At 69.2% G+C, this 21,813-nt stretch carries 20 protein-coding genes; 8 read left to right on the forward strand and 12 right to left on the reverse strand.

Features of this window, described 5'->3' with window-relative positions; genetic code table 11:
- Positions 1-14 precede the first annotated feature (14 nt).
- From ABZY89_RS17345 to ABZY89_RS17360, 4 genes are all read right to left on the reverse strand, one after another.
- Positions 15-860: a GNAT family N-acetyltransferase gene (locus tag ABZY89_RS17345; protein ID WP_355229150.1), complete on the reverse strand. Its 846-nt coding sequence runs from the start codon at positions 858-860 to the stop codon at positions 15-17.
- 56 nt (positions 861-916) lie between these two features.
- A complete protein-coding gene (locus tag ABZY89_RS17350; RefSeq protein ID WP_355229152.1) occupies positions 917-1,576 on the reverse strand; it encodes a hypothetical protein in 660 nt (219 codons plus the stop codon).
- A 117-nt stretch (positions 1,577-1,693) separates the two neighbouring features.
- Positions 1,694-2,476 (reverse strand): SDR family oxidoreductase, encoded by a 783-nt coding sequence (locus tag ABZY89_RS17355; RefSeq protein WP_355229154.1) that lies wholly within the window; start codon positions 2,474-2,476, stop codon positions 1,694-1,696.
- Entirely contained in the window at positions 2,460-4,460 is a 2,001-nt protein-coding gene (locus ABZY89_RS17360; protein ID WP_355229156.1) for a hypothetical protein, read from the reverse strand. Before ABZY89_RS17360 ends, ABZY89_RS17355 begins: the two co-directional genes overlap by 17 nt.
- Before the next feature lie 220 nt (positions 4,461-4,680).
- Here ABZY89_RS17360 and ABZY89_RS17365 point away from each other — a divergent pair, with 220 nt between their 5' ends.
- From ABZY89_RS17365 to ABZY89_RS17375, 3 genes are all read left to right on the forward strand, one after another.
- Entirely contained in the window at positions 4,681-4,833 is a 153-nt protein-coding gene (locus tag ABZY89_RS17365; RefSeq protein ID WP_355229158.1) for a hypothetical protein, read from the forward strand.
- Positions 4,830-5,243 (forward strand): hypothetical protein, encoded by a 414-nt coding sequence (locus ABZY89_RS17370; protein ID WP_355229160.1) that lies wholly within the window; start codon positions 4,830-4,832, stop codon positions 5,241-5,243. Before ABZY89_RS17365 ends, ABZY89_RS17370 begins: the two co-directional genes overlap by 4 nt.
- 624 nt (positions 5,244-5,867) lie before the next feature.
- Complete coding sequence (locus ABZY89_RS17375) at positions 5,868-6,434, forward strand: hypothetical protein (RefSeq protein WP_355229162.1); 567 nt, start codon at positions 5,868-5,870, stop codon at positions 6,432-6,434.
- An 8-nt stretch (positions 6,435-6,442) separates the two neighbouring features.
- Here the strand turns inward: ABZY89_RS17375 and ispG are convergent, their stop codons facing one another.
- The 5 genes from ispG to ABZY89_RS17400 form a co-directional block, all read right to left on the reverse strand.
- Positions 6,443-7,597, reverse strand: coding sequence for a flavodoxin-dependent (E)-4-hydroxy-3-methylbut-2-enyl-diphosphate synthase (gene ispG, locus ABZY89_RS17380; protein ID WP_355229163.1), 1,155 nt, complete (start codon positions 7,595-7,597; stop codon positions 6,443-6,445).
- 22 nt (positions 7,598-7,619) lie between these two features.
- Positions 7,620-8,978, reverse strand: a complete 1,359-nt coding sequence (locus tag ABZY89_RS17385) for a site-2 protease family protein (protein WP_355229165.1) — start codon at positions 8,976-8,978, stop codon at positions 7,620-7,622.
- Positions 8,975-10,084 (reverse strand): 1-deoxy-D-xylulose-5-phosphate reductoisomerase, encoded by a 1,110-nt coding sequence (gene dxr, locus ABZY89_RS17390; RefSeq protein ID WP_355229167.1) that lies wholly within the window; start codon positions 10,082-10,084, stop codon positions 8,975-8,977. Before dxr ends, ABZY89_RS17385 begins: the two co-directional genes overlap by 4 nt.
- Positions 10,085-10,277: 193 nt before the next feature.
- Positions 10,278-12,314, reverse strand: coding sequence for an acyltransferase family protein (locus ABZY89_RS17395; protein ID WP_355229169.1), 2,037 nt, complete (start codon positions 12,312-12,314; stop codon positions 10,278-10,280).
- A 141-nt stretch (positions 12,315-12,455) separates the two neighbouring features.
- Positions 12,456-13,898 (reverse strand): gamma-aminobutyraldehyde dehydrogenase, encoded by a 1,443-nt coding sequence (locus ABZY89_RS17400; RefSeq protein ID WP_355229171.1) that lies wholly within the window; start codon positions 13,896-13,898, stop codon positions 12,456-12,458.
- 117 nt (positions 13,899-14,015) lie between these two features.
- On the opposite strand from ABZY89_RS17400, the gene ABZY89_RS17405 reads away from it, so the two are divergent.
- The gene (locus tag ABZY89_RS17405; protein WP_355229173.1) at positions 14,016-15,404 is read left to right on the forward strand and encodes an aspartate aminotransferase family protein; all 1,389 of its coding nucleotides are present in this window, start codon (positions 14,016-14,018) and stop codon (positions 15,402-15,404) included.
- On the opposite strand, the gene ABZY89_RS17410 is transcribed toward ABZY89_RS17405, so the two are convergent.
- A complete protein-coding gene (locus ABZY89_RS17410; RefSeq protein ID WP_355229175.1) occupies positions 15,391-16,818 on the reverse strand; it encodes an amidase in 1,428 nt (475 codons plus the stop codon). The two genes, ABZY89_RS17405 and ABZY89_RS17410, sit on opposite strands and share 14 nt — an antisense overlap.
- Before the next feature lie 82 nt (positions 16,819-16,900).
- Between ABZY89_RS17410 and ABZY89_RS17415 the strand changes: the two genes are divergently transcribed.
- Positions 16,901-17,545, forward strand: a complete 645-nt coding sequence (locus ABZY89_RS17415; RefSeq protein WP_355229176.1) for a TetR family transcriptional regulator — start codon at positions 16,901-16,903, stop codon at positions 17,543-17,545.
- Here ABZY89_RS17415 and ABZY89_RS17420 read toward each other — a convergent pair.
- The gene (locus ABZY89_RS17420) at positions 17,516-18,130 is read right to left on the reverse strand and encodes a hypothetical protein (protein ID WP_091049772.1); all 615 of its coding nucleotides are present in this window, start codon (positions 18,128-18,130) and stop codon (positions 17,516-17,518) included. The genes ABZY89_RS17415 and ABZY89_RS17420 overlap by 30 nt on opposite strands.
- A 17-nt stretch (positions 18,131-18,147) precedes the next feature.
- Between ABZY89_RS17420 and ABZY89_RS17425 the strand changes: the two genes are divergently transcribed.
- Complete coding sequence (locus ABZY89_RS17425) at positions 18,148-18,321, forward strand: hypothetical protein (RefSeq protein WP_168381104.1); 174 nt, start codon at positions 18,148-18,150, stop codon at positions 18,319-18,321.
- Between the two features lie 118 nt (positions 18,322-18,439).
- Here the strand turns inward: ABZY89_RS17425 and ABZY89_RS17430 are convergent, their stop codons facing one another.
- Complete coding sequence (locus ABZY89_RS17430) at positions 18,440-19,828, reverse strand: FAD-dependent oxidoreductase (RefSeq protein WP_355229179.1); 1,389 nt, start codon at positions 19,826-19,828, stop codon at positions 18,440-18,442.
- Between the two features lie 124 nt (positions 19,829-19,952).
- Between ABZY89_RS17430 and ABZY89_RS17435 the strand changes: the two genes are divergently transcribed.
- Both ABZY89_RS17435 and ABZY89_RS17440 read left to right on the forward strand, forming a co-directional pair.
- Entirely contained in the window at positions 19,953-20,426 is a 474-nt protein-coding gene (locus ABZY89_RS17435) for an Lrp/AsnC family transcriptional regulator (protein ID WP_008363265.1), read from the forward strand.
- Complete coding sequence (locus ABZY89_RS17440) at positions 20,423-21,802, forward strand: FAD-dependent oxidoreductase (protein WP_355229181.1); 1,380 nt, start codon at positions 20,423-20,425, stop codon at positions 21,800-21,802. The genes ABZY89_RS17435 and ABZY89_RS17440 overlap by 4 nt, the downstream gene beginning before the upstream one ends.
- The last annotated feature ends 11 nt before the right edge of the window (positions 21,803-21,813 follow it).

Here is a 21,813-nt window from a genome sequence, read left to right on the forward strand (position 1 = left end):
AGAACGTCGCCGAATCAGAACATGATGGTGGAGAAGCGGGCCGTCTCGAGGAAGCCGGCCCGCTCGTAGGCGCGGCGCGCGGGGGCGTTCCACTCGTTGACGTAGAGCGAGACGCGCGGAGCGATCTCGCTGCGGACGATGTCGCAGACCGCGGCCATCCCGCGGGCGGCGAGGCCCTCGCCGCGGCGGTGCTCGGGCACCCAGACCCCCTGGATCTGGGCGGCCTCAGGGGTCGCGCAGGCGACCTCGGCCTTGAAGACGACCTCGCCGTCCTCGATCCGGGCGAAGGACCACCCGCGCGAGATCAGCTGGAGCACCCGGGCACGGTAGAGGTCGCGGCCGCCGCCGGTCTCCGGCGAGATCCCGACCTCCTCGGTGTACATCGCCACGCACGCCGGGTAGAGGGCGTCCATGTCGGCGCGGACGGTGCGGCGTACGAACGGGTCCGGCTCGACGAGACTCTGCAACTGCTGCTCGAGATGCGGCTGTTCCCAGCGCTGGTCGCGCGGCGTGCCCCAGGACTCGCCGATCGCTCCCCACAGCGCCCGCACCGCGGCCTGCCGCCCGACGACCGTCGAGACGGTGCGGACCCGGCTGCGGGCCCGCTCACCGAAGGCGTACGCATCCTCCTCGGTGGCCTGGATGGGAACCAGGTTGGCGCCGACGTGACAGGCAGCGACCAGGTCGCCGCCGTCCCACCGGCCCCAGATCTCACCGCCGAGCCAGCGCGGCTCGAGGTTGGTGGTGCGCGCCCGGTACTCCGCGAACACGTTGACCACCGGATCCTGCGCGGTCAGGTCGAGGAACGCGCTGAGATCACCCGCGTGCAGCGGGCGGATCCCCTGGCGCGTCGTCAGCATGTCACCGAGCCTAGGGCCAATCCGGTTGTACGTCGCCCTGCGGCTCGCGGACCGAGTCAGCCAAAGATGCGCTCGATCGTGTGCATACGCTCGCGGATGGTCTTGAGGCGTACGTCCTGGCCGGCTTCGCCGGTGTCTCCCCAGACCGCCCGGCCCACCATCACGCCGCGGGCGCCGAGCGCTCTGACCCGCGGTAGCCGCTCGCTGAAGTCGTCCCAGCCCATCCCGTCGGACCGTGCGACCCAGGAGGCTCTTCCGAGGTCGGCACGCTCGATGCTCTCCAAGCCCTCGTCGTTGACCTTGAGCTTGAGCACGATGCCGCCGCACGGTGACCGGGTGGCGAGGGCGGCCAGATCCTCGAGGCAGCCCGGCGTCGTGCAGTAGGGCTCGAGGAAGACCCGGTCATACCCGGGGAGACGCTCCAGGATGTCGAGCGCCATCGGCGCGCACTCGGTCTGGTGGTCGTCGAACCCGACCTTGACCGCGTCCGTCGTCCTCTGCGGCACGACGAGCTCATCGACGGACTCGATGTCCGGGAGCCCGGCGCAGGCCAGCTCGCGGCGTACGTCGCCGTGGCCCTGCGTGGGACGCACGACGATGCCCCAACCCGGGGTGTCGGCCACCAGATCGAGGATGTCGGGCCGGATGTCGGAGGAGTCCGGGGTGCGGAACAGCGCATCGTCTGCGTGATCGATGGCAAGCCAGAAATTGGTCAACGTTGTCGCCAGTCTGAAGAGGGGAAACAAAGACGTGTGGAGGCGCTAGGCGAAGCCTAGACAGCCCGGCGGCGCATCAGTTGCATCTCGGGTTAAATGCAGATTGCGCGCCGCGGGTCAGTACTCGCCGCCGTCCGCGACGACACACTGGCCGTTGATGGCGGTGGCCATGTCGGAGGCGAGGAAGACGCAGACCTTCGCGACGGCGTCGGCGGTGACGAACCGGTGTCCGGGGATGCGCGCGGCCCGGTAGGAGATGTACTGGTCGACGGTCACCCCCTCCTTGCGAGCGTGCTTGACGAAGACCTGCCGCGACGACTCGCTCCACATCGGGCCGGGAGCGACGACGTTGGCTCGGACGATGCCCTCCTCCTCCTGCGCGATCGCCTGGGCGAGCCCGGTCAGCGCGTGCTTGGACACACCGTAGGCGGCCCGTCGTGACGGCGTACGGATCCCGAAGACGGAGCTGACCAGGACGACCGCCCCGGACCTGGCCGCCCGGAGCTTCGGCAGCGCGAGCGAGGCCGTGCGCCACACCGAGGTCAGGTTGAGATCGAGGGTGAGCTGCCACTCGGACCGGTCGATCTCGGCGACCGTGTCGGGGCTGGGGTTGATGCCGGAGCAGTTGATGAGCCCCGACAGCGTCTCGAACCCGGCGAGCGTCTCGGCCAGGGCGTCCACGCCGTCGTCGGTGGTCAGGTCAGCCTCCACCCGCGCGACCGCACCGGTCTCGTCGGCCAGGTAGGCCAGCTCGGTGGTGCGGCTGTAGCCGTGCACGATCACAGGGGTGCCTTCGGCGCTCAGCCGGCGCGTAACAGCACTGCCGAGGTCGCCGGTGGCTCCGAGGACAAGCACTGGTGGCCGAGGCTGTGCGCCCGGCGACTCAGGCGATGTGCTCATGGCGCTCCTTGATCCGTTGGATCGCCGTCCTCACCACTTCCTCGTGGCTGGGCGGCAGACCAGTGAGAGCTTCAAGATGGCTCAGGCAAGAGATATCACCCATTTGCCCGAGCCGATATGCGGTTATCGGAATCGCCGGCGTGAGCACCGGGTGATCCAGCCTGCGGACCAGCGCCTCGGTGATGTCGGTGTCCACGCGGAGCGCGTCGCGCTCTCGGCCGACGGTCCGTGGATCCTCTTCACGGTCGAGGATCTGGAGGTAGCCGTCGACCGGTACCCGACCGCGCAGGATCAGCTGATACATCGCCGCCTTCCGCAGGAACAGCGACTCGAAGGCCTCCAGCACGAACTCCAGCTCGTCCCAGTAGCGCTCCGGCGCCTGGTCGAGGAGGTCGCCGTAGTCCTCGCGCTCCTCGGTCAGGTAGAGGCAGATCAGCCGGTCCATCCAGGACAGGCTCTCGCGTCCGCTCAGCTTGGCCACGGCATCCAGGTCTCCGGGCTGGAACCCGGCTTTGAGGAAGCTCATCACCATCCCGCCGAGGTGCATGTGGACGAAGCGGGCACCGTCGAGCGCCATCGCGCGTCCGTCGCGCAGCCGGTCACGGATGCTCTCGGCCACGAAGTAGCGGTAGAAGGTCTCGTGGGCGAACTCGGCCGACTCCACCGAGTCCTTGGTCCGCCCGCTCACCCCGAAGACCTCGGGGTGGTCGAGCAGGTCGGCGATCCATTCGTACGTCAGGAAGTCCCGCTGCCTGGTGATGTCGAGATCACGCTGGAGGTTGGCGAAGAGCCACTCCGAGACGCGCGGGACCGGGATCAGGTCCTGCTCCTGCGAGCCCGGTTCGTCCATCCCGGTGAACAGGTCCCAGGCGATGTCGCGGTAGGTCTGGAACCTCACCCTGCTGGGGATGCGTGAGCTCTTCCGGTCCCAGGGCTGACCGCAGATGTGCTTGAGGTGGACGGTGTAGCCGTCCCACAGCGTCCGGGGAGCAGGAGCACCCTCCTCGATGGAGGCGTAGAGCTGCTTGAGGACCAACGGCGTCGCAGGGAAGAAGCCGCCGCCGCGCTCCATCTCGGCGGCCAGGTTGCGCAGCTTCTCATCGCCCCCGCGCTCTTCGCCGAGAGCGCGCACCTCGACCGGGGAGATCGGCTCGACGCGTACGACCATCGCCGACTCGACCCCGAGGTCCTCCAGCCGGGCGGGGCTGCGCAGCTGTTCGGCGAGCTCGTCGCGCTCGGTCTGCAGGTTGCGTTTGCTGATCACCACGAACCGTCCGCCGCGGCCGAAGGCCGAGCGCAGCTCGCTCAGGTCGGGGCGGGTGACGCCGTGCTCCTCGGCGCTGGAGGAGATCAGGTCGAAGTCGTCGATGACGATCGGCGAGCGGTCCTCGTCGACGAGAGCGCCGTAGTCGACCGCGCCGTCGCGCAGGCTGATGTAGCGCACCTGCTCCTGCGAGGCGGTCCACTCCCGGGTCTCCACCGTCTTTCCCGAGCCGGAGGGGCCGGTGAGGAAGAAGAGGTTGGACTCGGGGTCATCCAGCCACCGGCCGAGCGCCTCGATGAGCGGGATCGTGGGCTGCTCAGTCGTCAGTCCGCCCAGCGCAGCCACCCGAGCCCGCGGGAAGGTCAGCCGGGATCCGGTGGCGGCCGGTGCCGCCGGTATGGCAGGTTCCAGCACGGGCCCGGGCACCGCGGCGTCCTCGCCACGCCAGGCGTACGCCTTCCACCACTTCGCCTGCCAGATGCCGGTGTTCTTCCGGATCCACTCGCCCCGATGGGCCGGGTCGAGGGTGCGGGGCACCGCGCCGCCGACCACGCGGATGAGCTCGTCGAGCGGCATCAGCTTCGAGCCGGACGTACGTCGATAGAAGGTGCTGCGGGCCATCGCCACACCGGCGCCACCGTCAGCTTTTCCGGTCACCTGCCGGACCCAGGCGCGCAATTCGCCGTTGAACTGCTCTGGTGAGAGAGATTCGTCGGTCATTGCCCCTCGCCGAGTCGTCGCGAACGCGGTTGAGAGTATCTCGCAGGCGTCCCAATTCTGTCCCAGAAACGTCCCAACTGACCTGGGACTGTCTTTACTTCGTCCCCACTCCCACCCGCCCTCTGGTGGGACGGATGTGGCCTCCGCCACCGTGGAGATGTCCCCACCGGGACAGCGCCGGCCCCACCTACGGGCCCCACCGCTGAAGGAGATGATGACCATGAGGAACCACAAGTTCAGCATCGCCACCTTCGCCGTCACGCTTCTTGTCGTGTTCGGCTTCAACCAGCTGCTCAGCGCCGAGCCGCCCAAGTGCGAGGCAGCCGCCGGCACCTCGTCCGTGTCCGTCCTCGCGGAAGGAGTGCTGTCATGATCAGCAACTTCCTGCGCCCCGGCGAAACCGTCCGGGCCCGCGGCGGCACCCGCTCCGGAAAGCGCGGTGTCGTCGTCGCCACCGCCGCAGGCCGCACCAAGGTCCGCTTCAACGGCACCAGCGGCACCCGCTGGGTGCGCACCGGCAACCTGACCTCCACCGGCAGCGGCTCGCTGTCCTGGATCCTGCCGGTCAAGGCCGCACTCGTCCTGTTCCTGGTCGTCCCGGGCATCCGGTTCGTCATCGTCCACCTGTGGACCCACGGCGGACTGGACGGGTTCGCCACGGCCCTCGGAATCCAGATGGGCCAGGCCGCACTTGCCTGGGGCCACCTGTTCACCACGGACCCTCTCGGAGCGCTGCTCCACCTCGGGTTCCTCGGCGTGGTCTCCAGGCTGATGCACTGGTGAGGCCACGAGAACTTCGAGACGTACGCACGGGGACGTCTCGGAGCATGAGGGGAAAGGCCCGGCCCGAACGGACCGGGCCTTTTCAGTGAACCGGACACGCTGTCCGGAGACTGGCGATACATTTGCGGGACTCCAGCAGGACCCGCGCAGGACTGATCCAGGACCGGAACTGAACCGACCAGGTCCGACCGGGAGGACGAGATGGCTCAGGAGCCCGACGCCCCCGCCGCTCTCAACCGGGACCTACGCACGTGGGTACGGAACTGGACAGGCCAAGGGATCGGGCAGATCGCGAAGCGCGCAAATATCAGCCACAGTCGCGCGTACGCCGCAACGGCCGACTCGAACCTCGTGCCACGTGACCTCCTACGTGCCATCGTGTGCGCCGCCGCGCCACCTTCCTTGAACGACGGACAGCGCCAAGCTTGGATCGGCGAATGGGTTCAGGAGTGGGACCGACGTTGGGAGGCTGCCGAGGCAGCCACTCGCGGTGAACAGCCTCGACCACGCCCACCGGCACCGGTCATCGAGCACGCATCGGCTCCGCCGGCCGTCCCGAACACGATCGGCCGCCTTGCGCCGGAGATCGCCCTGGCCGCGTTGGCCCCGATCACGGACGACGCAGTGCGGGAGATCGTATCCAGGCATGTTTACATCGCGCGTGAGCCGGTCCTGATCGGCCACCATGAGCAAACCTCCATCGGGGTCTACCTCGACCTGCACACCGCATCGTGCGATCCACGGAACCGAGAGACCCTCGCCCAGTTCCTCGCTGGACGGGTCGAGCGCGCGGTCGGCCGGCTCGAGCCTGCAAAGACGGTCATCGCCACCCCGCGAGAGGGCAACACACTGGTCACCAGCCGAGTTGCCGAGCTGTGCGGCGTTCCGTTCCTGATGGTGCGCACCTTCAGTCGGCCACGTTTCGGGTTCCCGGTAGAGGGCACCTTCGCCGAGGGGCACGAGGCACTGCTCGTCGACGACCTCGTCATGGGCACGCTGATCCCCCGCACTGCCAACCTGCTGCGAACGCACGCAGGTCTCGCAACCCGGCGCTGCGTCAGCATCTTCGAGCGTGCCGACGTCGGCGCACGCAGCACCGTCGCCGATGGGGACGTCCGTCTCGACGCGGCTTACGCCATCGACGACGGCTTGATCGCTGCGCTCCGGCGTACCTTCGATCAGTACGACTAGCTGGTCGATCAGCCGCTGACCGACACCTGCGCGCCGGCGCCCTCGATGGGCTCCATGCCCTCGGCGATCTTCATCGCCTCCTCGATCAGGGTCTCGACGATGGCGGCCTCGGGGACGGTCTTGATGACCTCGCCCTTGACGAAGATCTGGCCCTTGCCGTTGCCGGAGGCGACGCCGAGGTCGGCCTCGCGGGCCTCGCCGGGGCCGTTGACGACGCAGCCCATGACCGCGACGCGCAGCGGGACCTCGAGGCCGTCGAGGCCGGCGGTGACCTGCTCGGCGAGCGTGTAGACGTCCACCTGGGCGCGGCCGCAGGAGGGGCAGGAGACGATCTCGAGGCGGCGCGGCTTGAGGTTGAGCGACTCCAGGATCTGGATGCCGACCTTGACCTCGTCGACCGGCGGCGCGGAGAGCGAGACGCGGATGGTGTCTCCGATGCCCTGGCTGAGCAGGTGGCCGAAGGCGACTGCGGACTTGATCGTGCCCTGGAAGGCCGGGCCGGCCTCGGTGACGCCGAGGTGGAGCGGCCAGTCACCAGCCTCGGCGAGCAGCTCGTAGGCGCGCACCATCACGACCGGGTCGTTGTGCTTGACCGAGATCTTGAAGTCGTTGAAGCCGTGCTCCTCGAAGAGCGAGGCCTCCCAGATCGCCGACTCGACCAGCGCTTCGGGGGTGGCCTTGCCGTACTTCTCCAGCAGCCGCTTGTCGAGCGAACCCGCGTTGACGCCGATCCGGATCGAGGTGCCGTGGTCCTTGGCGGCCGCGGCGATCTCCTTGACCTGGTCGTCGAACTTGCGGATGTTGCCCGGGTTGACCCGGACAGCCGCGCAGCCGGCCTCGATGGCGGCGAAGACGTACTTCGGCTGGAAGTGGATGTCGGCGATCACCGGGATCTGCGACTTCCTCGCGATCGCGGGCAGCGCGTCGGCGTCGTCCTGGCTCGGGCAGGCCACCCGGACGATGTCGCAGCCCGACGCGGTGAGCTCGGCGATCTGCTGCAGCGTGGAGTTGACGTCGGAGGTGAGCGTGGTCGTCATCGACTGTACGGAGATGGGGCTCTCGCTGCCCACGCCCACCGAGCCGACCTTGATCTGGCGGGTCTTGCGGCGAGGGGCGAGCACCGGGGCGGGTGCCTCCGGCATACCGAGGGGGATCGACGTCATGTCTACCAATCTTACGGGCGGGTCAGGCTTGGAGATGAAGTGGGACGACGAGGTCGGCGACGATCAGGACAACGCCCATCACCAGGAGCGCCGAGGCCACCACGTACGCCACCGGCAGCAGCTTCGCAGGGTCCGCATGTCCCGGGTCGGGCCGTCGGAAGACCTTGGCGAAGGCGCGGCGTATGCCCTCCCACAGCGCGGTCGCGATGTGACCGCCGTCGAGGGGCAGCAGCGGGACGAAGTTGAAGATGCCGATGAACAGGTTGAACCCACCGACCAAGAACGCGAAGCTGGCGACCTTCTCGCCGACGTCGAGGCCCTCGTGGGCGGCGATCTCGCCGGCGATGCGGCCTCCGCCGACGATGCTGACCGGGCTGTCGGCCGAGCGCTCCTCGACACCGACGATCGCGAGCGCGACGTGCCAGACCTTGACCGGCAGCCTCAGCAGCGAGTGGACGGCGTTCTCGGCCATCACACCCATCTCCTTCAGCGCATAGACCGGCCCCTCCTTGGTGGTGACCACATGCGACTCGGGAGACATCCCGAAGAAGCCGACCTTCGCGGTCTCCGGGTCGGCGCTGGTGTCGTCGACGTCCTTGACCCGCTCCTGCACGACCGTCTGGGTGTGCAGCGTCATCCGCTCACCGTCGCGCTCGATGACGATGGTGGCATCGCCGTCCATGTTGTCGCGGATCAGCTCCTGGGCGACCGTCCACGAGGTCAGCTCGGTGCCGTTGAACGAGATCAGCTCGTCGCCGGGCTTCAGACCTGCGTCGGCGGCCGGCGTCGGCTTGTCGCTCGCGCGGCACTCGCGGCCCTGGTCCTCCCAGGTCAGCAGGCACTCCTGCAGGCTCGAGACGACCGGATGTCCCTTGTCGACGACGTTCTCGCGGACCCCGTAGATCCCGAAGACGCCCCAGAGCACGAAGAACGCGATCGCGATGTTCACCGTGGGCCCGCCGGCCATCACGATGACCTTCTTCCACCACGTCATCTTGTAGAACAGCCGCGGCTCGTCCTCGGGACGGATCAGCTCCCACTCGGCCGAACGCGCGTCGCTGATCAGCTGGGTGAACATGCCGGTGTTGGACTTGCGCACCTTGAGTGCACCGTCCTCGGTGCGCTCCCCCAGCTGGTCGGCGCCGGGAGGCAGCATCCCGAGGATCTTGACGTAGCCACCGAGCGGAATCGCCTTGAGGCCGTACTCGGTCTCGCCGACCTGCTTGGACCACACCGTCGGCCCGAAGCCGATGAAGTACTGGGTCACCTTCCCGCCGAACGCCTTCGCCGGGATCATGTGGCCGAGCTCGTGGAGCCCGATCGAGACCAGGATCGCGAGAATGAAGCCGATCACGGCCAACGTGTAGAGCAGATAGCTCATGAACGGGTCTCCAGGATCCGAGTGGTCTCCTCGCGCGCCCAGGCGTCGGCGGCGAGCACGTCCTCGATGGTGAGGGTGCTTTCAGAGCGTACGCCGTGATGCGTCGCCATCACCTCTGCAATCGTGTCCACGATGCCGGGGAACGGGATCCGGCCCTCGTGGAAGGCGTCCACGCAGATCTCGTTGGCCGCGTTGTAGACCGCGGGGTGGGTGCCGCCGCGGGTGCCGGCCTCGCGGGCGAGGCGCACCGCAGGAAAAGCGGAGTCGTCGAGCGGCTCGAAGCGCCAGTCGGCGGCCTTGGTCCAGTCGATCGGCGTCTCGGCGTCCGGCACCCGGTCGGGCCACGCCATCCCCATCGAGATCGGCACCAGCATCGTCGGCAGCCCGAGCTGGGCGACCACCGCGCCGTCGGTGAACTCGACCATCGAGTGGATGTACTGCTGCGGGTGGACGACGACCTCGATCCGGTCGAAGGGTACGTCGAAGAGCAGGTGCGCCTCGATGACCTCGAGACCCTTGTTGACCAGGGTGGCGGAGTTGGTCGTGATCACCCGTCCCATCGCGAAGTTGGGGTGCTTGAGCGCCTGCGCCGGGGTGACCTGGGCGAGCTCGTCGCGGGTGCGGCCGCGGAACGGGCCGCCGGACGCGGTCAGCACCAGCTTGCGTACCTCCTCGGCACGCCCGGCGCGCAGCGACTGGGCGATCGCGGAGTGCTCGGAGTCGACCGGGACGATCTGCCCCTCCCCTGCGACTCGCTTGACCAGCGGGCCGCCGATGATCAGCGACTCCTTGTTGGCCAGGGCGAGGGTGTTGCCGGCCTCCAGCGCGGCCAGCGTCGGGCGGAGCCCGACGGCGCCGGTGATCCCGTTGAGCACCACGTCGGCGGGCTGGGCGGCGGCCTCGACCGAGGCCTCCTCCCCCAGCCCGGAGAGCTTGGGCGCGAACTCGGCCACCTGTGCCTCGAACAGCTCCTTGTTGGCCCCGCCCGCGGTCAACGCCACGACCCGGAACCGGTCCGGGTTGGCCCGCACCAGGTCGAGGGCCTGGGTGCCGATGGACCCGGTCGAGCCGAGGATCACCACGTCGCGCGGTCGCTGCTCATTCACCCACCCATCCTCCCAGGAGAGGCTGAGAAGGCGCCAAGCGGCGACCGACATAGGTCGCGAAATAGCAACAGCCCCGGACTCCCCCACGGGTCCAGGGCTGCGCATGAAACGTTTTGCAACGTCTGCCCACAATTAAGCCACAAAGATGCACGTAAAGGCAAATCCCGAAATGCGCGTCCCAGTTAAATCCGCGTCAGATCAGTGGCGCGAGGATGACGCCGAGCCGCGGCGTGACGTGGCGGACCCAGGACTCGGTCAGGTGCGAGTTATCGTAGTAGGTGACCTTCTCCCCCACCACGAGCGGGCAGCGGTCCTCGGCGCACACGAATCGCTGGGTGTCGACGTACGCCGCCTTGGTGCCCTCCAACGCCGCCTCGGTGAGCTCGTTGCTGCTGGTCTCGCGCGAGTCCGGGTCGCTGAGGCAGGAGCTCTGGTCGGCCTCGGGGGCGCTGATGCAGTCGGCGGGGTCGTGGTCGACGGCGGGTACGTCGCCGAGGACGACGACCTTGCGGGAGATCTCCCGATAGGCCTCCACGGTGCTGCGCACCGCCCGCGACCACTGCTCGTCACGGTCCATCCCGTCGTACTGCTTCGGCATGAAGAGCTGGCCACGAGCCGTCGAGACGATCGTGTCGGGGTCGAGGCGCTCGAGGCGGTCCGCGGACCAGTCGCGGAAGTCGTCGCACTCGGCCTGGGTCATCTTCTTGCCGCGGTGCTGGACCGGGTAGGGGGCGCAGCCGACCTTCACGACCGGCACGACCCGGAAGCCGTTCTCCTTGCCGAGGTCGTCGAAGGCGGTCAGCCACATGCCGGCGTGGGAGTCGCCGACGACGGCGACGGTCTTCTTCGCGTCGGTGTCACCGAGGGTGCAGTCGGCGCCGCGGGTGTCTCCGTAGTTGGCGTAGCAGTCGCCGTACGTCTTCTGCCACCGGTCCTCGGTGATCTCCTCGCCGAGCACGGCCGGCGGGATCGGGCCACCGCGGTCGGCGATGTCGAGGGCGGCACGGAGCTCGCGCTGCACCTGCGGCGGGCCGCCGGTCTCGGCAGCGGTGTCGGGGACCTCGTTGGCCGCGAACCACGCCTGCGCCTCGGCGGCCCGCTCCTTCTCGGCGTACGCGGCGTAGCCGGTCGTCAGCCAGCCGCTGCCGGCCGCCAGCACGAGCGCTGCCGGCCACAGGGCCAGCGAGCGCAGCCCGTGGGAGAGCACTGGCACCTGCTTGCGCTGGAACGGGAGCTCGATGAAGCGGTGGCTCAGCGCGGAGAGGAGTAGCGCGGCGGCGACCGCGACCGTCATCTCGAGCGCAGCGTTGCCGAGATGGAGGAACTCAGGTGCGAGCACGATCAGCGGCCAGTGCCACAGGTAGAGGGAGTAGGAGATGTCACCGACATACCGCAGCGGCTTGATCGCGAGCAGCTTCGCGGTCGGGGCGTTGGCGCCGGAAGCCAGGAGCGCGACCGTGCCGAGGGTGGGCACCAGCGCCTGCCAGCCAGGGAACGGCGTGGCCTCGCTGAACACGACGGTGGAGACGAGGATCGCCGCGGACCCGCCAAGTCCGGCGGCGACGCCGGCGGCTCCCTTGAGCCGGCCGCCCCAGCAGGCCAGCAGCGCGCCGGCGGCGAGCTCGTAGGCGCGGGCCGGGGTGGAGAAGTAGGCAGCGGTCGGGTTCTCGGCGGTGGCGTAGACCGACCAGGCCAGGCTCGCGATCGCGATCACCGCGGCCACGATCGTGAAGCCCTTGCGCCCGAGCCTGGGGATGAGCAGGAGCGCCAGGATCGGCCAGACGAGGTAGAACTGCTCCTCCACCGAGAGCGACCAGTAGTGCTGGAAGGGCGATGGCTCGCTGGGTTGGAAGTACTGCACCCCCTCGGCCGCGAAGTGCACGTTGGCCAGGAAGAACGCCGCCCAGGTGCCGTCAGCGGCCGCGTCGGTGAGCCGGGTGGTGGGCAGCTGCCAGGCGGCGTACGCCAGGACGACCAGGATCACGAGCGTGGCCGCCGGCAGGATCCGGCGGGCGCGGCGCGCGTAGAACTGCGGGATGCTGACCGTGCCTGAGGTGTCGGCCTCGCGGAGCAGCAGGGTGGTGATCAGGAAGCCGGAGAGGACGAAGAAGACGTCGACACCGACGAACCCGCCCTCGGTGTGCGGGACGCCCGCATGGGCAGCGACGACCAGGCCTACGGCAACGGCCCGGAGACCTTGGACATCAGTCCGCCATTGCTTGGCTGACATGTGGGGTGCACCTCGTGTGGGGGTTCGGCTGCTTCCATTGCTGGGTCCGTGTCGCGGAGGTGCGCGAAACGGCCCTCGATGCTTTCACGGACATGGTCTGTTCGCATATCGAGGGTCGCCGGTCGACCTGTTCTTTTGGTGTCAGCCTCCGAAGTAGGACATCACGTGCTTGATTCGGGTGTAGTCCTCGAACCCGTAGACGGAGAGGTCCTTGCCGTAGCCGGAGTGCTTGAAGCCGCCGTGGGGCATCTCGGAGATGTAGGGGATGTGGGTGTTGATCCACACGACACCGAAGTCGAGGCGCTTGCTGACCCGCAGCGCGGTGGCGTGGTCCTTGGTCCACACGCTCGACGCGAGACCGTAGTCGACGTCGTTGGCACACCTGAGCGCCTCCGCCTCGTCGGCGAACCCCTGCACCGTGATCACCGGCCCGAAGATCTCCTGCTGGATCTGCTCGTCGTCCTGGCGGAGCCCGGCCAGGACGGTTGGCTGGTAGAAGTAGCCGTTCTCACCGCCTACGACTCGTGCCGGAGCCCCGCCGGCCGCGATCGTGGCGTGGTCCGGGAGGCGGTCGACCATGCCGGCCACCCGGGCGAGCTGGCCCGGGTTGTTGAGCGCGCCGACGTCGGTGTTGTCGGTCGGGAGGCCGACGGTGGTGTTCCGGGCCGCCTCGGCGAGAGCCGCGACGAACTCGTCGTGGATGCCGTCCTGCACCAGCACCCGGGTCGCGGCCGTGCAGTCCTGGCCGGCGTTGAAGTAGCCGGCCGCGGCGATGCCCGCGACCGCCTTGTCAATGTCGGCGTCGTCGAAGACGATGACCGGCGCCTTGCCGCCGAGCTCGAGGTGGACGCGCTTGACGTCCTGCGCCGCGGTCGCGGCGACCTCCATGCCCGCGCGCACCGAGCCGGTGATGGCGACCATCTGCGGCGTCTTGTGCCGGATCAGCGCGCGGCCGGTGCCGCGGTCGCCGGTGACAAGGTTGAGTACGCCCGGCGGCAGGAACTCCTGGGCGAGCTCGGCCAGCAGCGCGGAGCTGGCCGGGGTGGTGTCGGAGGGCTTGAGCACGATCGTGTTGCCGGCGGCCAGGGCCGGGGCGATCTTCCACGACATCATCGCGAGCGGGTAGTTCCACGGCGTGACCTGGCCGATCACGCCGATCGGCTCACGGCGGATCCAGGAGGTGTGGTCCTGTAGGTACTCCCCTGCGCTCTTCCCCTCCAGGGTCCGCGCGGCGCCCGCGAAGAAGCGGAAGTGGTCGATCGTCGGCGGCAGCTCCTCCTCCAGGGTCAGCTGGAACGGCTTGCCCGTGTCCTTGACCTCCACGGCGGTCAGCTCCTCGGCCCGGGCCTCCATCGCGTCGGCGATCCGGAGCAGAGCCAGGCTGCGCTCCTGGGGCGTGGTCTCGCCCCAGGTCTCGAAGGCCGCTGCGGCCGCGGCGTACGCCTGGTCTACGTCGGCCTCCCCCGACATCGCGGCCTGCGCGTAGACCTCGCCGGTGGCGGGGTCGACGACGTCGTACGTCGCGGCGTCGGCGGCCTCACGCAGCTCGCCGCCGATCACGTTCCTGAGGGTCTGGTCAGCCATGCGGTAGAGACTAACTCCTTCCCGTAACAGGGATGTCACAACTGAATCCGAAGTGATAATCGCACTTTGAAACGGATTCGCTTGCGAAAGCGAGAGGCGTTGGGTGACCATTGAGTCATGACCGGCAACTACGAGCAGCTGCAGCGCGACGCCAAGGGCCATCTCTGGATGCACTTCACGCGGCATTCGAGCTACGCAGAGGCAGACGTGCCGATCATCGCCAGGGGTGAGGGCGCCTACATCTACGACATCGAGGGCAACCGCTACCTCGACGGTCTCGCGGGGCTCTTCGTCTCCCAGGTCGGCCACGGGCGCGCGGAGCTCGCCGACGCGGGCGCGGAGCAGGCCAAGCAGCTGGCCTTCCACCCGCTGTGGTCCTACGCGCATGAGCCGGCGATCGAGCTGGCCGCGCGGCTGGCCTCACTCGCCCCCGGCGACCTGAACCGGGTCTTCTTCACCAACTCCGGCTCCGAAGCCGTCGAGACCGCGTGGAAGCTGGCCAAGAACTACTTCAAGCTGCGGGGAAAGCCGGGCAAGCACAAGGTGATCGGGCGCAACATCGCCTACCACGGCACCACCCACGGGGCGCTGTCGATCACCGGCCTGGCCGACATCAAGGCGCCGTTCGAGCCGTTGGTCCCCTCGACCTTCCGGGTGCCGAACACCAACATCTACCGGGCCTCGGAGATCACCGGCGGGCTGATGGACGGGAGCGACCCGGAGGCGTTCGGACGCTGGTGCGCCGACCAGATCGAGGTCGTGATCCGCGCCGAGGGCCCTGACACCGTGGCCGCAGTCTTCCTGGAGCCGGTGCAGAACTCGGGCGGCTGCTTCCCGCCTCCCCCGGGCTACTTCCAGCGGGTGCGGGAGATCTGCGACGAGTACGACGTGCTGCTCGTCTCCGACGAGGTCATCTGCGCCTACGGGCGGCTGGGCACGATGTTCGGCTGCGAGCGGTTCGGCTACGTGCCCGACATGATCACCTCCGCCAAGGGGCTGACCTCGGGCTACGCGCCGCTGGGCGCCGCGATCATCTCCGACCGGCTGATGGAGCCGTTCCTGACCGGTGAGGAGACCTTCTACCACGGCTACACCTTCGGCGGTCACCCCGTCTCCACCGCGGTGGCGATGGCCAACCTCGACCTCTTCGAGGCCGAGGACCTGCTCGGCAACGTACGCCGCAACGAGGACGCCTTCCTGGCCACGCTGTCGAAGCTGAAGGACCTGCCGGTCGTCGGCGACGTACGCGGCACCGGCTACTTCTATGGCATCGAGCTGGTCAAGGACCGCGCGACCAAGGAGACCTTCACCGAGGAGGAGTGCGAGCGGATCCTCTACGGGTACGTCTCCAAGGCGCTGTGGTCCGAGGGCCTCTACTGCCGCGCCGACGACCGCGGCGAGCCGGTCATCCAGCTCTCCCCGCCCCTCACCGTGGGCCAGGCCGAGTTCGACGAGATGGAGCAGATCCTGCGCCGGGTGCTGGAGAAGGCCTCTACGATGCTGTGATCTGCCCGTCGTGGATCCGGGGCCACGGCGACTGCTCCTCGAGGGCATAGGCGAGCTCGAGGAGCGTCCGCTCGTCGCCGTACGCCGCGGAGAGCTGGACCCCGATCGGCAGCCCCTCCTCGCTGAGCCCCATCGGCAGCGAGATCGCCGGCGCACCGGTGATGTTCTGCAGCGGCGTGAACGCGACGTGGCGAAGGAGCCGGTCGACGAGGTCCTCGAACGGCACGTTCGGGGAGAGATGACCCAGCCGCGGGGTGACACCGGCGACGACCGGGCACAGGACCACGTCGTGGTGGTCGAAGACGGAGGCGTACGCCGCGGCGGCCCGCCGCAGGCGGAGCAGTGCGGCAGGCGTCCGGCGCCAGCCGCCGGAGGCGAAGGCGCGACGCAGGCCGTCGGTGAGGCCGTCGAGGCGGTCCTGGTCGAGCGTACGGTCGATGGTCAGGCGACCGAGGTTGCCGGCGAGGAAGGCGAGCAGACCCCAGTAGCTGAGGAAGTCGTCGCCGAAGCGCGCGTCTACGGGGATCGGGACCGGCTCGACGCTGTGGCCCTGCTCCTCCAGCAGGGTCGCGGTACGTTCCACGGCCGCCTTCGTCGGCGTGTCCACGACGGCATCGGTCACCGACTCGATGATCATCGCGACGCGGAGCCGCCGTCGCGCGGGGCCCTCGACGAGCCCGAGGGGCGGCAGCGCCGGGTTGCGCCAGTGTCGCTCGAGCGCGGCATGGAAGGTCGCGGTGTCGCGGACCGTACGCGTCACCACACCTTCGCTGACCATGTTGATCGGCAGGGTGCGGGCCATCTCGCCGTCGATGTGCCGGCCGCGGCTGGGCTTGAGCCCGACCAGTCCGGCGGCCGCGGCCGGGATCCGGATGGACCCGCCGCCGTCGTTGGCGTGCGCGATCGGCACTGCTCCGGCGGCGACCAGCGCTGCCGCCCCACCGGAGGATGCGCCGACGGAATGGTCCGTGTTCCAGGGATTGGGCGTCGCCGGCCCGCTTCGGAACTCGGTGGTCGCATTCAGCCCGAACTCGGGCATCCGGCTCTTGCCCAGCACCGTCACCCCGGCGCTGAGGAACTGGGTCGTGTATCGCCCGTCGTGCGTGGCCGGACGCGCCCGGAACGCCTCCGACCCATGGTTCGTCGGCATCCCGAGCAGGTCGGTGTTGTCCTTGAGCAGGGTCGGCACACCATGGAGCAGGCCGGTGTCGGCGTCCGCACGACGGGGCGCGTCGTAGGCCTCGTACGCCATCGCGTGCAGCCCCGGGGCCACCTGTCGCAGCCGGGTGATCGCCGCCTCCTCGACCTCAGCAGCGCTCAGCTCTCTTGCCCGGATGAGGTTGGCGAGCTCGACGGCGTCGTGGTCGCCGAGGGCGTCGTCGGTGAAGGCGTGTACGCGGGCCGGTGCGGTCATGTCGGACAGCGTGCTGGATCGGCTCCTAAAAGTCTAGAAGATCTTCCAGACTTCTTGCCGGCGCGCGTGAAACACTCTGCCCATGAAGCGACGGCACGGTGACAGCGCCAGGCAGCGACGCGACGCCCTCGTCCGCGCCACGATCGAGGTGGCCGCCGAGAAGGGCATGGCCGGGGTCACCCATCGGGCCGTGACCGAGCGCGCCGGGCTGCCGCTGGCCACCGTCGGCTACTTCTTCGACTCGATCACGGACCTGGCGGCCGAAGCGATGCGCACGGGTGTCGCCGAGGACGTCGCCCGGCTGCGTGAGCTCGCCGACGAGCTCGCCGCGACGGAGTCCGGCACCGACGCGATGGCCGAGGCGTTCGCCGCGGCGCTGATGTCCCCGCCGACCGACTCGCTCGCCTTCCTCGAGGGCTTGCTCCACGCCGCCCGCGAGCCGCAGTTCCGCCCGGTGGTGGCCGAAGCGCTCACCGCCGGCCGTGCCGTCGCGGACCGCGCGGCAACCGTGGCGGGCGCGACCCGGACCGACCCCGACTCCCTCCTCGCCCTGGTGCACGGCTACCTGCTGCACGCCCTCGCGGCGCCCGACCTCGTCGACCCCGATGCCCTGCTCCGCGGGCTCCGTGCGCTCGTCGTCGGCACCCTGGTCGAGAGCGGCGAGGTCTCCGTCGCCCTCCGCCTCGCAGGCCGCGGTTCAGCCGACGACGCGTACCTCGCTACCTAGGACCGCGCCGTCCTGCAGGGTCAGGTGGTCGCCTGACCAGAAGCGACCCGGGTCGTAGTAGTTGGTCGGGCGCTCGTCATCGAGCAGGCCCATCTCCTGGTAGGTCGCAGCGACGACCTCGGCACAGAAGACCTGCTCGAGCCCGGCCTTCGAGCGCACCCTCCCCCGCGCCCAGCGTCCGGCCAGCGCGGCGGTCGAGGGGAACGGGGTGCCGTCGAGCCGGGCGATCGTCCGCAGCAGCGCGTCCTCGCGTGGGCGGTCGATGTCGGCGGTCAGCTGGCGCAGCCAGACCTGCTGCTCGTAGCGCCCCGCCCACTGCTCGACCGCGGCACGCAGATCATGGAGCTGTACGCCACGGTGGTGGGTGCCGGTATAGAGATCGAGCAGCCCCTTGCCGAGCTCTGCGTGCCACATCAGCGGCGGCAGGTCGTCGAGCACCACCGCCATCCCGACATGGTTGACCGGGGCGTTGCTGAGCATCCGGATCGCTCGATCGGCGACCGAACGCCCGCGGAAGAGCCACAGATCACCGGTCCGGGTCTGGTCCACGGCGTCGGCAAGGGAGATAGTGGTGTCGTCAGACATCGTGAGCAGGGGGTCCTATGAGTTTCGGCAGTGCACGCGTGTGGAAGATCGTCGGTCTCGCCGGACTGGCCGGAGTCACCGCGACAGGCGTCATCATCGCGCGCAACCACCGCCAGCGTACGCAGCGCACGCCGGAGGAGATCCACGCGAAGCTTCGCGAGCGGGTCGCGGCGGCGCAGGACGCTGCCTGAGCCCGGTGCAGGGATACCCGGTTAACCGGGTATCCCTGCACTTCTCTGGCAATGCAACACCCGAGAAGTGCAGGAATTGCCTGTACGCCGTGACGGATGAGGTTCGAGTGACTCGCCGCTAGGAGTCGAAGCCGAGCCCGAGCCGATCCATCGCCCGCAGGAACAGATCGCGCCGGCCACCGTTGGCATCTGCCTTGCCGAGCGAGCGGACCATCATCGAGATGCCGGCATACCGGGCAGGCTCAGGCGGGAAAGGCAACGGCTTGGAACGCACCATCTCCAGCGACGTACGTTCCGTCTGCTCGCCGCTGAGAAGGTCGAGCATGACCTGGGCGCCGAAGCGGGTGGCTCCGACGCCGAGACCGGTGTAGCCGAGGGCGTAGGCGACGCGGCCGGCGTACGCCTTGCCGAAGAACGCCGAGAAGCGGGTGCAGGTGTCGATGATGCCGGCCCAGCGGTGGGTGAAGCGCAGGCCCTCGAGCTGCGGGAAGGTCTCGAAGAAGTGGCCGGCCAACTTGTCGTGGGTGGCACCGGTCTCCAGCTCCGGTGAGATCTTCGAGCCGAAGTGGTAGATCGCGTCGTAACCGCCCCACAGGATCCGGTTGTCCCTGGTCAGGCGGTAGTAGTGGAAGTGGTTGGCGGAGTCGCTGACGCCCTGCCGGTTCGCCCAGCCGATGGCGTCCATCTGTTCAGCGGAGAGCGGCTCGGTCATGAGTACGTAGTCGTAGACCGGCACCGTCATCATCCGCAGTCGCCGCAGCAGCGGCGGGAAGGCGTTGGTGGCCAGTGCCACCCGCCCGGCCCGGACCGAGCCCGCGATCGTCGAGACCCGCATCCCCGAACCGTCACGCTCGAGACCAGTGACAGCGGATCCCTCGTGGATCACCACACCCGCATCCAGACAGGCCTGTCGCAGACCCCAGGCCAGCCGCGCCGGCTCGATCGTGGCCGTGTCACCGACCACCTCCAACCCGCCGAGGTAGGTCGGCGAGCGGAGCTCGTCCCGCACCCCGGTCTCGTCCAGCAGGCGATGCTTGATGCCGTGCTCGGTCAGCGCGGTCGACCACTCCGCGAGGTCGTCGACCTCGTGAGGGCGGGTGGCGACGTTCAGCGCGCCCGTGAGCTGCCAGTCGCAGTCGATGCCGTGCTCCTGGATGGTCGCCGCCATCTCGTCGAGATTCTGCTGGCCGAGCCGGTCCAGCGTGGCGAGCTCGTCGGGCCAGCGCTCCAGACCGTTCCAGAAGCCGTGGGTCAACGACGCCTCGGCGAAGCCGCCGTTGCGGCCCGATGCCTGGTCCCCGCACTGGCCGGCCTCCAGCAGGACAACCGACCACGACGGAAACCGCTCGCGGGCCAGCAGTGCCGTCCACAATCCCGAATACCCGCCTCCGACGACCACCAGATCCGCCGCCTCCACCCCGAGCAGAGGCGGCAGAGGCGCTGGTTTCGCAGGGTCGTCCAGCCAGTAGACGGCGGGCTTCGCATCGGTCAGCGAGACATGGTTCACGACGCCCACTATGACAACTTCAGAGCCCTTCAGCCACACACAATGTACGGAATCATGGAAATTGTTCGTTACACACGACGGATTTCGTTGCATCTGGCCACGGCAAACAGGTTGACTGGGCGCCATGACCACTCGCAAGCGCAACGGGGGCGCTCACCTCGACGAGGTCAACAAGCTGATCATCGAGCAGCTCCAGCAGGACGGGCGGCGCAGCTATGCCGCGATCGGCAAGGAGGTCGGCCTGAGCGAGGCCGCGGTGCGGCAGCGCGTGCAGCGTCTCGTCGACAGCGGCGTCATGCAGGTCGTCGCCGTCACCGACCCGCTCGAGCTCGGCTTCGCGCGGCAGGCCATGATCGGCGTACGCACCTCCGGACCGATCGAGGGGATCGCCGACGAGCTCGGCAAGCTCGACGAGGTCGACTACATCGTCATCACCGCCGGCTCCTACGACCTGCTCGTGGAGGTCGTCGCCGAGAGCGACGAGGCCCTTCTCAACCTGGTCTCCAGCAAGATCCGTGCCATCGAGGGCGTGGTGAGCACCGAGACGTTCATGTACCTCCACCTGCACAAGCAGACCTACGCCTGGGGCGTGAGGTGAGCAACTATCCCGAGATCAGCCTGTGGCACGAGACCGCCGGCGACACGTGGGAGCCGCGGCCGGCGCTGATGGGCGACATCGAGGTCGACGTCGCCATCGTGGGTGCGGGCTACACCGGCCTGTGGACGGCCTACTACCTGGCCGAGGCGAGGCCCGACCTGAAGATCGCGATCCTCGAGGCCGAGGTCGCCGGGTTCGGGGCCTCCGGCCGCAACGGCGGCTGGTGCTCGGCCCTCTTCCCCGCCTCGCTCGACAAGGTGGCCGCAGGCTCGAGCCGGGAGGCCGCTCTTGCCCAGGACCGGGCGATGCGGGCGACCGTCGACGAGGTCATCCGGGTCGCCGAGGCCGAGGGCATCGAGGCCGACATCGCCAAGGGCGGCACGGTCGTCGTAGCCCGTACGCCCGCCCAGCTCGAGCGCGCCCGCGACGAGGTCGAGCACGCCCGCTCCTGGGGGCTCGGTGACGCCGAGATCTCCCTGCTGGACCAGGCCGCTGCCGAGAAGCGGCTCGCCGCGACCAGCACCCTCGGTGCGACCTACACCCCCGACTGCGCCGCGCTCCACCCCGCCAAGCTCGTCCGTGGCCTGGCCCGCGCCGTCGAGGCCCGCGGTGTCACGATCTACGAGCAGACCCGGGTCACCGCGATCGAGCCGCACCAGGTGCGAACCGAGCGCGACGTGGTCACCGCCGACGTCGTCGTACGCGCCACCGAGGGCTACACCCCGACGCTGGCGGGCCTCGAGCGCGAGGTCATCCCGGTACGCTCCCTGATCATCGCCACCGAACCCCTCTCCGACCTGGTCTGGTCGAGCATCGGCCTGGAGGAGCGCGAGACATTCTCCGACGGCCGGCACCTGCTGATCTACGGGCAGCGCACCGCGGACGACAGACTGGTCTTCGGCGGCCGGGGCGCTCCGTACTCGTTCGGGTCGAAGATCACCCACGCGGATGCCTCCGACATGCGCACCCACCGTCGCCTGCTCGCGACCCTGATCGAGATGTTCCCGGCCGTACGCGGCCACAAGGTCACCCACCGATGGGGCGGCGTGCTCGGCATCCCGCGCGACTGGCACGCCTCGGTCGGCTACGACCCCGCCAGCGGCCTCGCGCAGGCCGGTGGTTACGTCGGAGACGGCGTCGCGACCACCAACCTCGCCGGCCGTACGCTGCGCGACCTGGTCCTCGGCACCGAGTCCGATCTCACCGCCCTCCCCTGGGTCGGTCACGTCTCACCTCGCTGGGAGCCGGAGCCGCTGCGCTGGCTCGGCGTCAACGCCGGCCTGCGCGCGATGACCATGGCCGACGCCGAGGAGACCGCCACCGGCAAGGGCTCCCTGGTCGCCCGGGCCGTCGCTCCGCTCGTCGGCGGTCACTGACGGCGAGCGGC

It is taken from the genome of Nocardioides sp. NPDC006303, assembly GCF_040613175.1.
Taxonomy (GTDB): Bacteria; Actinomycetota; Actinomycetes; order Propionibacteriales; family Nocardioidaceae; genus Nocardioides.